Origin of the sequence: Nonomuraea sp. PA05 (assembly GCF_008086045.1) — a bacterium.
Taxonomy (GTDB): domain Bacteria; phylum Actinomycetota; class Actinomycetes; order Streptosporangiales; family Streptosporangiaceae; genus Nonomuraea; species Nonomuraea monospora.
In genome coordinates this window covers 132,145-144,829 of the sequence record NZ_VSEY01000027.1, presented here as the reverse complement: position 1 = coordinate 144,829, position 12,685 = coordinate 132,145, and the positions used below count along the sequence as shown (strand labels likewise).

Below are 12,685 nucleotides of genomic sequence, written 5' to 3'. Positions count from 1 at the left end.
CCGTTTCGCTCTTCACGCGACGCCCCTGCCGGGCGTCCGTCATCCACGCGACGCCCTTGCCGGGCGTCCGTCATCCACGCGACGCGCGACCGGTCCCGTGGGTCAGGCGCGCAACCGCAGCCCGCGCGGTGTCGGATGGAAGCCCGCCGCCTCCAACGCGGCGGCCAGCGGCGAGTCCACGATCGACCCGCCATCGGCCCGCTCCACCGTCAGCTTGCCGAGCGCCCCGTCGCGCACCGCCAGAGCCAGCGCGTCAACCGCAGGCTGCAACCGATCCCCATCGGTGAACGACAGCAGCGTCTTGCCGCCACGCTCCACGTACAGCACCAGGTGGCCATCCACCAGCACCACCAGCGACCCCGCCTTCCGGCCGGGCTTGTGCCCGACGTCACCGGGATGCTGCGGCCACGGCAGCGCGGCGCCGTACGGGCTGGCCGGGTCGGCGGCGGCCAGCACCACGGCCCGCCGCCCCTCACCACTTCCCGAGGACCCGATCCCGGGCGCCATGGCCCGCATCCGGTCCACCGCCCCGGGCAGCGCGAACTGCGCCCCGCCGAGCCCTTCCACGAAGTAGCCCCTCCGGCACCGCCCGCTCTCCTCGTACGCCCGCAGCACCTGGTAGATCGGCGTGAACCCGCCCGGCAGCCGCTCCGACGTCACCGCTCCGCGCGTCACGACGCCGTGCCGTTCGAGCAGCACCTCGGCCTGGGCGTGCGCCCGCTGGGTGGCGTCGTCAGCGGCCGAGGGCAGCAGCCACCACCGGCCGGCCACCGTCGGCGGGCCGCTCCTGCTCGGCAGCACCGCCCTGCGCCGCCGCGTCGTCGCGGGCCGGTGCGCGGGCCGCCCGGTGCCGAGCGTGGCACGCAGCGGGGCCAGCGTGTCGCCGGAGACCCGCCCCGACCACACCAGATCCCACAGCGCGGCCACCAGCGTGGCGTCGTCCTGGGTGGAGCCGAACTGGTCGGAGATGCCGCGGAAGAACAGCGCGCCGCCCCCGCCGAGCAGCTCCAGCACCCGCTCGTGCACCGGGGTCATCGTGATCTCGGCGGGCTCGGGGAGCAGCAGCGGCGCGGTGTCGGCGAACAGGAGCGACACCCAGCCGTCGCCGCCGGGCAGCGAGCCCTGCCCCACCCACATCACGTCGCCCGCCGAGGTCAGCTCGTCGAGCAGTGCCGGGTGATAGCCGGGCACGCGCGACGGCAGCACCAGCGTCTCCAGCGCCGACGCGGGCACGGCCGCCCCCTGGAGCTGCTCGATCGAACGCACCAGCGCGTCCATCGCCCGCGCCGACCCGACCGGGCCGCGCGCGTCGGCGCCGAAGCCGGACGTGCCCCGCCCGCCTCCGCCGGTCCCCGGCCCGGTCCCCGCACCCGCCTTGTCGGGGCCGACGCCCGTGATGCCGTGCCACGCGGGCAGGAACAGCGCGAGCGTCTCGGGCGCGACCGGCTCCACCTCCTTGCGCAACCGGGCCAGCGACCTGCGGCGCAACATCCGCAGCACCCCGGCGTCGCACCACTCCTCGCCCCGCCCGCCGGGCCGGAACTCGCCGCTGACCACCCGCCCGGTCGCGGCCAGCCGCCGCAGCGCGTCGCTGACCACCGCCACGCCGAGCCCGAACCGGGCGGCGGCGGTGCCGGCGTGGAACGGGCCGCGGGTGCGGGCGTGCCGCGCCACCAGGTCGGCCAGCGGATCGGTCACCGGCTCCAGGAACGCGTGCGGGATCCCGACGGGCAGCGGCACGCCCAGCGCGTCACGCATGCGCGCGGCGTCCTCGATGGCGGCCCACTGCTCCTCGCCGGCGATGCGCACCCTGATCGCCCGACGGGCGCGTTCGAGCTCCTCCAGCCAGGCGGGGTCGCCGCCGCGTACGCTCACGTCGGGCGCCAGCAGCGGCCCGTGGGAGCGCAGCAGGTCGGAGAGGTCCTCCAGGTCGCGCAGCGGCCGGTCGAGGCGGGCCAGCTCGCGCTCGCTGTCGGAGATCACGTCGGGGTCGAGCAGCTCACGCAGGTCGGCCTGACCGAGCAACTCGGCCAGCAGCGTGGTGTCGAGGGCGAGGGCCTGCGCCCGGCGTTCGGCCAGCGGGGCGTCGCCCTCGTACATGAACGCGCCCACGTAGTGGAACAGCAGCGCGGCGGCGAATGGCGAGGCCTGCGACGTCTCCACCTCGACCACCCGCACCCTGCGCGCGGCGACGTCGCGCATGAGCTGCACCAGGCCGGGCACGTCGAAGACGTCCTGGAGGCACTCGCGCATCGTCTCCAGCACGATCGGGAACGAGGCGTACTGCGAGGCCACGCCGAGCAGGTGGGCGGCCCGCTGCCGCTGCTGCCACAGCGGGCTGCGCCGGCCGGGCACGCGGCGCGGCAGCAGCAGCGCCCGGCCCGCGCACTCCCTGAACCGGGAGGCGAACATGGCCGACCCGCCCAGCTCCTCCGTGACGATCTGCTCGATCTCCTCCGGGTCGAACGCCGCCACGTCGGTGGGCGGCTCGGCCAGCGTGTCGGGGATGCGCAGCACGATGCCGTCGTCGGAGTGCACGGCCTGCACGTCGATGCCGTAGCGTTCGCGCAGCCGCCGGTTGATCGCCAGCGCCCACGGGGCGTGCACCCGGGCGCCGTAGGGGGAGTGGATGACGACCCGCCAGTCGCCCAGCTCGTCGTGGAAGCGCTCGACCAGCAGCGTGCGGTCGTCCGGGACGTATCCCGTCGCCTCGCGCTGCTCCTGGAGGTAGGCCAGCAGGTTGCCGGAGGCGTACTCGTCGAGGCCGGCCGCGCGCATCCGTTCCGTCGAGCCCTGTTTGGCCTGCTCGCGCAGGAACTGGCCGATCGCCCGGCCCAGCTCGGCCGGCCGCCCCGGCGCGTCGCCGTGCCAGAACGGCAGCTTGCCCGGCTGCCCCGGCGCGGGGGAGACGAGCACCCGGTCGGCGGTGATGTCCTCGATCCGCCAGGAGGTCGCGCCCAGCACGAACACGTCGCCGACGCGCGACTCGTAGACCATCTCCTCATCCAGCTCGCCCACCCTGGAGGCGCGCTCGCCCACCAGGAACACGCCGAACAGGCCCCGGTCGGGGATCGTGCCGCCGTTGGTCACCGCCAGCCGCTGCGCGCCGGGCCGGCCCTGGAGGATGCCGGTCACGCGGTCCCACACGATGCGGGGGCGCAACTCGGCGAACTCCTCGCTCGGGTAGCGCCCCGCCAGCATGTCGAGCGTGGCCTCCAGCGCGCTGCGCGGCAGCGTGGCGTACGGGGCGGCGCGCCTGATCACGCCCTCCAGCTCGTCCACCGTCCACTCGTCGAGCGCGGTCATCGCCACGATCTGCTGGGCCAGCACGTCGAGCGGATTACGCGGATAGCGCAGCTCCTCGATCAGGCCGCTCTTCATCCGCTCGGCCACCACGGCCGTCTGCACCAGATCGCCCCGGTACTTGGGAAAGATGACGCCCCTGGACACCGCGCCCACCTGGTGCCCCGCCCGGCCGATGCGCTGCAGCCCGCTCGCCACGCTCGGCGGCGCCTCCACGCACGCCACCAGGTCCACCGCGCCCATGTCGATGCCCAGCTCCAGGCTGGAGGTGGCGACCACGGCAGGCAGGCGGCCCGACTTCAGCGCCTCCTCGATCTGCGCCCGCTCCTCCTTGGAGACCGAGCCGTGGTGAGCGCGTACGATCTCCGTCACGACCCCCTTGCTCGCCCCCGCCTGCGCCATCACCTCGGCGGGCATGGGCCTGGACGGGCCCGTCTCCCAGATCGACAGGTCGACGGTCTCGGTGCCCTGCTCGCGTTCGTAGGCCAGCTCGTTGAGCCGGGTGCACAGCCGCTCCGCCAGCCGCCGCGAGTTCGCGAACACGATCGTGGAGCTGTGCGCCTCGATCAGGTCGAACAGCCGGTCCTCGACGTGCGGCCAGATCGACCGGTTGCCCGGCTCGGGCGCGAACTCCTCCTGGGACTCCGGCTGAGCGCGGCCCTCCATCTCCGTCATGTCCTCGACGGGGACGACGACCTCGACCTCGATCACCTTGTCGGACGGCGGCTGCACCACGGTGGCCGGGCGCGTCCCGCCCAGGAACGCAGCCACCTCGCTCACCGGCCGGACGGTCGCCGACAGCCCCACCCGCTGCGCCGGCCGTTCGAGCAGCGCGTCGAGCCGCTCCAGGCTGAGCGCGAGGTGAGCGCCGCGCTTGGTGCCCGCGACCGCGTGCACCTCGTCCACGATCACCGTCTCCACGTCGCGCAGTGCCTCCCGCGCCTGGCTGGTGAGCAGCAGGAACAGCGACTCGGGGGTGGTGATCAGGATGTCGGACGGCTTCGCCGCGAACCGCCTGCGGTCCTCGGCGGGGGTGTCGCCCGAACGGATCGCCACCGAGATCTCCGGAACTGGCAGGCCGAGCCGCCGAGCTGTCTGCTTCAGCCCGGCCAGAGGGGCGCGCAGGTTGCGTTCGACGTCCACGGCGAGGGCCTTGAGCGGCGACACGTACAGCACCCGCGTGCCCTTCCGCTCCCCCTCTTGCTTCTCCTCGCGCTTCTTCTTGCGGCTCTGCGCCCGCTTCTGCTCTTGGGCCTGCTCCTGCTCTTGAGCCCGCTCCTGCTCGTGCGCCCGCTCGTCCGCCCGCGTCTTCGGCGCGGCGGCCAGCCGGTCGAGCGACCACAGGAACGCCGCCAGCGTCTTGCCCGAACCCGTGGGCGCGACGACCAAGGTATGGTCGCCACGCGAGATCGACTCCCACGCCCCCTCCTGGGCGGCCGTGGGCGCGTGGAAGGCCCCGGCGAACCATTGCCTGGTCACCTGGCTGAACTGGGCTAGCGAGCTCACCTGCACATAGTGCCTCCCGGCACCGACAGAAAACGCATTTGGCGCGGCGGCGTGTGATTGAGGGGGTGCCCTGGCGGACATAGAGCCCCCGTGACCATCGATTACGCGGCCATCGAAGCCCGCCGAGCGGAGATCCGACAACGCTACGCCTTACCGCACCGGCCATCGAGCAGCGCGCGCGGCCTGCATCACGCGGCGCTGATCTCGTCCGACGTGGAACGCACCATCAAGTTCTACCAGGACCTCCTGGAGTTCCCGCTCACGGAGATCATCGAGAATCGCGACTACAAAGGGTCGAACCACTTCTTCTTCGACATCGGCAACGGCAACCTGCTCGCCTTCTTCGACTTCCCGGGCCTCGACCTCGGGCCGTACCAGGAAGTGCTCGGCGGGCTGCACCACATCGCGATCTCCGTCGATCCCGCCACGTGGGAGCGACTGCGCGGGAAACTGGAGATGGCCGGCGTGCCGCACCAGATAGAGAGCGGCGCCTCCATTTACTTCAAGGACCCCGACGGCGCCCGGCTGGAGCTGCTCGCCGACCATCTCGGTGAGATGTACGGCGCGCGCGTGTTGTGACCCGTGAGGTGACTAACGCCGCGACGCCCTGCGCGTGCGCGGCTTACCCGCACGCGGCTCCTGCTTGATGCCCGCGTGCCGTTCGGCGCGCTCGAGCTTCTCCTTCCGTACGGTCAACCGCAGCGCGAGCAGTAACCGGCGGCGCTTGGCCCTGTTGGCCTTCGTCTTGGCTGTCTTCGGGGGTGAAGACTTGGGGGTCTTTGGCATGGGGATGTCCTACCCACACCTCGCACGCTTCCATACTTGAGTTCATGCGCCTGACGGAGTTCTGGAGACGGATGAACGCTCACTTCGGCGAGATGTACGCGGAGTCGTGGGCACGCGACTACGTCCTGGCGCCGCTCGGCGGTCGCACCGTCGTGCAGGCGCTGGCCGACGGCGAGAGCGCCAAGACGGTGTGGCGGGCGGTCTGCCAGGTGGAGGACGTCTCACCCAAGCTGCGCTAGACCGCCCCGCCCCGCCCCGGTCAGGCCGGTTGCCCCATGCCGAGGGCGTCCCGCAGCGCCGTGGCCGTGCGCTCCAGGTCGGTGGCGGGGCACTGCCCGCCCGGCGACCACAGGAACTGCCAGCCGTCGCCCGTCGGGGTGGCGAAGATGAGCGTCTGGCGGCCGGTGCGGGGATGCCACACCCACAACACCGGGTCGTCCCCGCCGACCATGCGGCTGACCAGGCCGTGAGCGGGTAGCTGCTCGGCGAGTGCCTCGAGATGGACGCGTCGTTCCCCGGTGTAGCCGCTCGCCACGTGCCGCCTCCAGTTGTCGCCCTGGAGTGAGTCTCCCCAGCTCATCCAGCCTGACAACACGCGGGAGCCAACCACCCGCAGACGTCTTTTCCCGGACGTCCGGAGGCGCTTGTCCGGGGTGTCCGGAGGCGCTTGTCCGGGTGTCCGGAGGCGCTTCTCCGGGGCGTCCGGAGGCGCTTTTCGAGGCGTCGGACCGCGCGCGTGCAGGCTCGCTCGTAACCTTTGTTCCCGGACGGAGGCGACGCGGCCGGTCTCCGGGCGGAGGCGCAGGACGGACGATCAGGCAACCTCGGACAGACCCTGGGCCGCGGACCCGGGCGGTCTCCACCCGGCACCCACCCCTGACAGGCCGATCCGACACCCTCTCAGGGACGACCTGCGTGTTCCTGCTGTGATCGAACAGCCGTTCGGCTACGATGGACCCAGCCGGGCAGCCACGTCTTCCCCGACACTTCCCCGACACGGCAGAAATTGTCGGTGGCAGGCCGTAGCTTTCACTCGACTGATCGGACCACGACCCTCCAGGGGGAGTTCCCATGGCTATCAACGACCGCGAGAAGGCCCTCGAGACCGCGCTCGCTCAGATCGAGCGACAGTTCGGCAAGGGCTCCGTCATGAGACTGGGCGACGACGCCCGAGCTCCCATCGAGGTGATCCCCACGGGGTCGATCTCCCTTGACGTCGCCCTCGGCATCGGCGGCCTGCCGCGCGGCCGCATCGTGGAGATCTACGGCCCGGAGTCCTCGGGTAAGACCACGATCGCGCTGCACGCCGTGGCCAACGCCCAGCGGGCCGGAGGCATCGCGGCGTTCGTCGACGCCGAGCACGCCCTCGACCCCGAGTACGCCAAGAAGCTGGGGGTCGACACCGACGCCCTGCTGGTCTCCCAGCCCGACACGGGTGAGCAGGCGCTCGAGATCGCCGACATGCTGATCAGGTCCGGCGCCGTCGACATCATCGTCATCGACTCGGTCGCGGCCCTGGTGCCCAAGGCCGAGATCGAGGGCGAGATGGGTGACAGCCACGTCGGTCTCCAGGCCCGCCTCATGTCCCAGGCCCTGCGCAAGATCGCCGGCGCCCTCAACAGCACCGGCACCACCGCCATCTTCATCAACCAGCTCCGCGAGAAGATCGGCGTCATGTTCGGCAGCCCCGAGACCACGACCGGTGGTAAGGCGCTGAAGTTCTACGCCTCGGTCCGGATGGACATCCGCCGCATCGAGACCCTCAAGGACGGCACGGAGGCGGTCGGCAACCGCACCAGGGTCAAGGTCGTCAAGAACAAGATGGCCCCGCCCTTCCGCGTCGCCGACTTCGACATCCTCTACGGCGTGGGCATCTCCCGCGAGGGCGGCCTCATCGACATGGGTGTGGAGCACGGCTTCGTCCGCAAGTCCGGCGCCTGGTACACCTACGAGGGCGACCAGCTCGGCCAGGGCAAGGAGAACGCCCGCAACTTCCTGAAGAACCACCCCGACATGGCCAACGAGATCGAGAAGAAGATCAAGGACAAGCTGGGCGTGGGCCCGCGCCTCGACGCCCCGGCCGAGGCCGCCGCTGCTCCCGCTCCGGCCGCCGCTCCGTCGGGCCGTGGTTCCAAGTCCACCCCCAAGCCGGGTGACGTCTGATCGCTGACCCCATGAGCAGCACGGACCGACCGCAAGCGCCCCAGCCGCCAGACCGGGGCGCCTGGCCCGACCCCTCGTCCTCACCCTCGTCCTCCCGTACGCGCGACCTGGCCCGCTCAGCCTCGGACGGCTGGCCGTCGGTGTCGGAGTGGCGCGAGCAACGCGACCGCACGCGCGCCGCCGCCCCTTCCACCTCGGACGGCGCAGATGAGGATTCCGAGGGAGACAGCCGGGACGGCTCGCACGCCGAGAAGAGCTCCGGCTCCGAGATCTCGCACGCTGAGATCTCGCATGCTGAGATCTCCAGCACCGAGGGCTCGGACGCTGAAGTCTCGGGCGCTGAGAGCTCGGGTTCCGAGGGTTCAAGTGCCAAGGGCTCACCTCAGAGACGGCGTCCTGGAGACGAGTGGCACTCCGAGGTGCTGGCAGGGAGCAGTTGGTTCGCGGCTGAGCCAAGCGAGAGCACCGGACAGGAGAGCCGGAAACGCGGTCGCCGCTCCGGCGGCTTCGGCGACGATGCCGGGCAGCACGATGAGGGGCCAGGCCGGCTCGACTCGGATGCGCTGGACGGCCGCAGGCGCGGTCGCCGATCCGGCAGCGCCAGGCGCTTCGGCGGCGGCACTGGGCAGTCTGACGATGGTCCCGGCCAGTCTGACGATGGTCCCGGCCGGTCTGACGATGGTGCCGGGCAGTCTGACGGCGGTCTCGGCAGTTTCGTCGGCGGTGCCGAACGGCACGACGAAGGGGCAGGCAGTTTCGGCGGTGATGCTGGGCAGCACGACGAGGGGCCCGGCTGGTTCGGCAGAGGCATCGGGCAGGCCGAGGAGAGTGCCGGGCGGTTCGGGAGCAAGTCTGGAGGACGTTCCCGGCGAGGAGGACGCAAGAGCGCTCGACAACGGGGCTGGCTGCCTGACGGGCCCGATGCCGAGACCACGGCCGCCACAAGCCCTCAGGCGGACCCGGAGTCGGTGGCCCGGGCCATCTGCCTGCGTCTGCTCACCATGGCGCCCAAGACCCGCGCCCAGCTCGCGGAGGCCCTGCGCAAGCGGGACGTGCCGGAGGAGGCCGCCGAGGCGGTGCTCAGCCGGTTCTCGGAGCTTGGGCTGATCAACGACGAGGCGTTCGCCGCGGCCTGGGTCGACTCCCGCCACCACGGCCGGGGGCTGGCCAAGCGCGCCCTGGCGGCCGAACTGCGTCGCCGGGGGGTGGACGGTGACACGGTCAACGAGGCCGTGGAGCGGCTGAACCCCGACCAGGAGGAAGAAACCGCCCGGCGGCTGGTGGGACGCAAACTCGCCTCCACCCGCTCACTCGACCCCCAGACCCGCACCCGGCGGCTGGCCGGCATGCTCGCCCGCAAGGGCTATCCCTCCGGGCTGGCCTTCCGCGTCATCCGGGAGGCACTCGAACAGGAGGGCATCGAGGTGGAGGAGGACTTCTCCTAGGCCAACCCCCGCAGACCCGCACCCGACGGCTGGCCGGTCAACAAGCGCATTTCGCCTCCCCACCGCGCCCGCGCCGCCACCGCGCCCGCGCCGCCACGGAGCCCCGTCGCCGTGCCCATCGCGTCTGCCGTGCCCATCGCGTCTGCCGTGCCCATCGCGTCGCTGCAGTGGCCGGCGCCACCGAGCCCACGCTGCTGTCGAGTCCGCCCTGCCACGGAGCCCCCGTCGCCGCGCCCGCCGTGCCTGTCGAGTCGCCGCAGTGGCCGGCGCCGCAGCGGCGAATGCCGGGGGCTCCCGCCGTTGTGGTGACCAAGCCGCCATCGGAACAACTCCATGCGTCATGGCGTCGTGTTCGGGATCGCGGCAGCGTCGGGCTGTACGCGTCGGGCCGTACAAGGGAGGCGGCTGGGCTCGCCGCCGGTCAGGCAGCACCGTCGGTCAGGCAGCACCGTCGGTCAGGCGGCGCCGTCGGTCAGTTGGTCGGTGCGGCGGCGCAGGTCGGCGGCGAACTCCTCGGCTCGGCTCAGCTGGGTGCGCAGCGCTTGGCAGCGCTCGCGGGTGGCCTGTTCGAACCGGCCCAGCCGCGCCAGCAGCCGCTCGCGCTCGGCCGTTTCCAGCGCCGCCGCCGCGCCGCCGTTGTCGAGCTGGTCGGTGATGGACAGCAGTTCGCCCATCTCCTCCAGGGTGAAGCCGAGCGGCTTCATCCGGCGGATCACCATCAGCCGGGCTACGTCGGCCTCGGTGTAGAGGCGGAAGCCGCCCTGGCTGCGGGCCGAGGGCCGGACCAGGCCGACCTCGTCGTAGTGCCGGATGGTTCGCAGCGAGAGCTGGGTGCGCGTTGCCACCTGCCCGATGTGCATGTGATCCCCACGGGGGCCCGCATGGTGATCTGCGCTGTGCTCTTGGTCGCTGCCCGCCGGAGCGGGGACTTCGCCGTGGGGGGCGGAAACCGCCGATCCGTCCATGTTGCGTACGACCTCGCTGCTCTGCTGGGTAGGGCGGCGGGGACGCTATGTCCGGACCCTCCGAATCTCTACCCTAACGTTAAGGTAGGGTTGCTGATGGCCGGACCGTATGGGGCGCATGCACGTGCTGGGCTCCCGCTGTCCTGGCGCATCCGGTCGGCGGCACGCATTGGCGCTGGCCCGGTGTCATCCCCCGGCGCACACGAGGTAAGGAACTTCGGCGCATGCCCTTGATCATCACCGCCTGCTGCCCGCCGTGACCTGCCCGCCGTGACCTGCCCGCCGTGACTTGCCCGCCGTGACTTGCCCGCGGCAGCACCGCTGACGTCATCGTCGGTCCAGGTGCCGCCTTCGGCGATCCCAGGACCGCCCGTGAGCGTGCGCGCCCGTGAGCGTGCCGCCCGTGAGCGTGCTGCTTGCGGCCGCTTCCCAGCCCCGTTGCCAGGCCGCTGCACGTCCACTGCACGTCCACTGCACGTCCACTGCACGTCCACTCACGTCCATGCTGCTGTCTGCCCCTCCCGTGGCATGCGCCCGCTGCCACGTTGAGGGCCGCTCCACCGTGAAGGATTCCTGTTGCCTCGCTCATCCGTGCCCGCCCGTCCGTCCGCGACCCTTACGGCTCGGCTGAGATCCGGCCGCCCCGCTTGGCTCAAGCCCTCGGTGGCCCGCACCGAAATCCTGTCCGGCCTGGTCGTCGCCCTCGCTCTGATCCCCGAGGCGATCTCGTTCTCCATCATCGCCGGGGTCGACCCCAGCGTCGGACTGTTCGCCTCCTTCACCATGGCCGTGGTCATTGCCATCGCCGGCGGACGCCCCGCCATGATCTCCGCTGCCACCGGTGCGATCGCGCTGGTCGTCGCGCCGCTGACCCGTGAGTACGGCCTGGGCTATCTGATCGCCACGGTCATCCTCGGCGGCCTTGTTCAAATCGTGCTCGGCGCGCTCGGCGTGGCCAAACTGATGCGCTTCGTGCCGCGCAGCGTCATGGTCGGCTTCGTCAACGCCCTGGCCATCCTGATCTTCATGGCGCAGGTACCCGAGCTCATCGACGTGCCATGGATCGTCTACCCGCTGGTGGCCGCCGCGCTGGCGCTGATGGTGTTCCTGCCCCGGCTGACCAAGGTGGTCCCGGCTCCGTTGATCTCCATCGCCGCGCTCACCGCGCTGACCATCGGCGCCGGTCTGGCCGTGCCGTCCGTCGGCGACCGCGGCGAGCTGCCGTCGGCGCTGCCCGTCCCCGGCCTGCCGGATGTGCCCTTCACCGTGGACACCCTCATCCTCATCGCCCCGTACGCGGTCGGGTTCGCCCTGGTCGGGCTGATGGAGTCGCTGATGACGGCCAAGCTGGTGGACGATCTGACCGACACCCGCTCCTCCAAGACCCGTGAGTCCATCGGCCAGGGCATCGCGAACATCGTCACCGGCTTCTTCGGCGGCATGGGCGGCTGCGCGATGATCGGCCAGACCATGATCAACGTGAGGAACGGCGCCCGCACCCGTCTGTCCACCTTCACCGCCGGCGCCATGCTCATGGTGCTGTGCATCGTCTTCGGCCCGCTGGTCTCCCAGATCCCGATGGCCGCCCTGGTCGCCGTCATGATTCTGGTCTCCTTCGGCACCTTCGACTGGCACTCCGTCGCCCCGGCCACGCTCAAGCGCATGCCCGCCGGCGAGATCGGCGTCATGGTCATCACGGTCGCCGTCGTGGTCGCCACGCACAACCTGGCCATCGGCGTCGTGGTCGGCTCGCTGACCGGCTTGGTCATCTTCGCCCGGCGGGTGGCGCATCTTGCCAACGTGACCGCATGCCTCGATCCCGAGGGTGGCCAGGTCGTCTACGCGGTCACCGGCGAGCTGTTCTTCGCCTCCACCAACGACCTGGTCTCTCAGTTCGACTACGCCGGCGACCCCGACGACGTGGTGATCGACCTGACCGACGCCCATATCTGGGACGCCTCCTCCGTCGCCGCGCTGGACGCTGTCGAAGCCAAGTACGCCGCTCGTGGCAAGACCGTCCAGATCATCGGCCTCAATCCGCCCAGCGCCCGCATGCACGGCTCCCTTTCCGGTGAGCTGTCCGGCAGCCACTGAGGGATGCTGCCTGCGGCCCCGGCCTGGGGCTCCGGCCTCGGCCCCGGCCTGGGCTCTGGCCTCGGTGTCGGCCCCGGCCTGGGCTCCGGCCTCGGTGTCGGCTCCGGTGTCGGCTCCGGTGTCGGCTCCGGTGTCGGCTCCGGTGTCGGCTCCGGTGTCGGCTCCGGTGTCGGCCTCGGTGTCGGTGTCGGCGCCGGCCCCGTCCCGGCCCCGGTCCCCGACTCGGCGTCGTCAGCGCCGCTGCCGTGCCCGCTCGGCGGGTGCGGCAACCATGTCGTGTGGCGCGTGTCCCGTGGGTGACCACCTCGGCCGTGATCTCCAACGCCTTGAGCCGACCCTCCGGGTGGTCTACGGCGACTTCCACACCGGCACGGCAGTGCCTTTCCGTGAGGCCGGTAAGGGAGCGACTCCGACGAGTGTCGG

General features: G+C 71.6%; 9 protein-coding genes. 5 read left to right on the top strand and 4 right to left on the bottom strand.

Features of this window, described 5'->3' with window-relative positions; translation table 11 throughout:
* Positions 1 to 102 precede the first annotated feature (102 nt).
* Positions 103 to 4,809 (bottom strand): ATP-dependent helicase, encoded by a 4,707-nt coding sequence (locus FXF51_RS36805; RefSeq protein WP_148439323.1) that lies wholly within the window; start codon positions 4,807 to 4,809, stop codon positions 103 to 105.
* A gap of 90 nt (positions 4,810 to 4,899) precedes the next feature.
* Here FXF51_RS36805 and FXF51_RS36800 point away from each other — a divergent pair, with 90 nt between their 5' ends.
* A complete protein-coding gene (locus FXF51_RS36800; protein WP_148439322.1) occupies positions 4,900 to 5,388 on the top strand; it encodes a VOC family protein in 489 nt (162 codons plus the stop codon).
* 12 nt (positions 5,389 to 5,400) lie between these two features.
* Here the strand turns inward: FXF51_RS36800 and FXF51_RS36795 are convergent, their stop codons facing one another.
* A complete protein-coding gene (locus FXF51_RS36795; protein WP_148439321.1) occupies positions 5,401 to 5,595 on the bottom strand; it encodes a hypothetical protein in 195 nt (64 codons plus the stop codon).
* A gap of 44 nt (positions 5,596 to 5,639) precedes the next feature.
* Between FXF51_RS36795 and FXF51_RS36790 the strand changes: the two genes are divergently transcribed.
* Positions 5,640 to 5,834, top strand: a complete 195-nt coding sequence (locus FXF51_RS36790; protein WP_148439320.1) for a DUF3046 domain-containing protein — start codon at positions 5,640 to 5,642, stop codon at positions 5,832 to 5,834.
* A gap of 20 nt (positions 5,835 to 5,854) precedes the next feature.
* Here FXF51_RS36790 and FXF51_RS36785 read toward each other — a convergent pair whose 3' ends face one another.
* Positions 5,855 to 6,175, bottom strand: coding sequence for a hypothetical protein (locus FXF51_RS36785; RefSeq protein WP_262380072.1), 321 nt, complete (start codon positions 6,173 to 6,175; stop codon positions 5,855 to 5,857).
* 491 nt (positions 6,176 to 6,666) lie between these two features.
* On the opposite strand from FXF51_RS36785, the gene recA reads away from it, so the two are divergent.
* On the top strand, positions 6,667 to 7,758 hold the full coding sequence (gene recA, locus FXF51_RS36780; protein WP_148439319.1) for a recombinase RecA: 1,092 nt from the start codon (positions 6,667 to 6,669) through the stop codon (positions 7,756 to 7,758).
* 11 nt (positions 7,759 to 7,769) lie between these two features.
* The gene (gene recX, locus FXF51_RS36775; protein ID WP_148439318.1) at positions 7,770 to 9,203 is read left to right on the top strand and encodes a recombination regulator RecX; all 1,434 of its coding nucleotides are present in this window, start codon (positions 7,770 to 7,772) and stop codon (positions 9,201 to 9,203) included.
* Positions 9,204 to 9,658: 455 nt separating this feature from the next.
* Here the strand turns inward: recX and FXF51_RS36770 are convergent, their stop codons facing one another.
* Positions 9,659 to 10,063, bottom strand: coding sequence for a MerR family transcriptional regulator (locus FXF51_RS36770; protein ID WP_148439317.1), 405 nt, complete (start codon positions 10,061 to 10,063; stop codon positions 9,659 to 9,661).
* 768 nt (positions 10,064 to 10,831) lie between these two features.
* On the opposite strand from FXF51_RS36770, the gene FXF51_RS36765 reads away from it, so the two are divergent.
* The gene (locus tag FXF51_RS36765) at positions 10,832 to 12,262 is read left to right on the top strand and encodes a SulP family inorganic anion transporter (protein ID WP_262380071.1); all 1,431 of its coding nucleotides are present in this window, start codon (positions 10,832 to 10,834) and stop codon (positions 12,260 to 12,262) included.
* Positions 12,263 to 12,685: the final 423 nt, after the last annotated feature.

What these genes read in the sequence shown, in the direction of transcription:
- FXF51_RS36790 (WP_148439320.1), top strand. Translation starts at nt 5,640, where the DNA reads ATGCGCCTGACGGAGTTCTGGAGACGGATGAACGCTCACTTCGGCGAG.
- FXF51_RS36795 (WP_148439321.1), bottom strand. Translation starts at nt 5,595, where the DNA reads ATGCCAAAGACCCCCAAGTCTTCACCCCCGAAGACAGCCAAGACGAAG.
- recA (WP_148439319.1), top strand. Translation starts at nt 6,667, where the DNA reads ATGGCTATCAACGACCGCGAGAAGGCCCTCGAGACCGCGCTCGCTCAG.
- FXF51_RS36785 (WP_262380072.1), bottom strand. Translation starts at nt 6,175, where the DNA reads ATGAGCTGGGGAGACTCACTCCAGGGCGACAACTGGAGGCGGCACGTG.
- FXF51_RS36770 (WP_148439317.1), bottom strand. Translation starts at nt 10,063, where the DNA reads ATGCACATCGGGCAGGTGGCAACGCGCACCCAGCTCTCGCTGCGAACC.
- recX (WP_148439318.1), top strand. Translation starts at nt 7,770, where the DNA reads ATGAGCAGCACGGACCGACCGCAAGCGCCCCAGCCGCCAGACCGGGGC.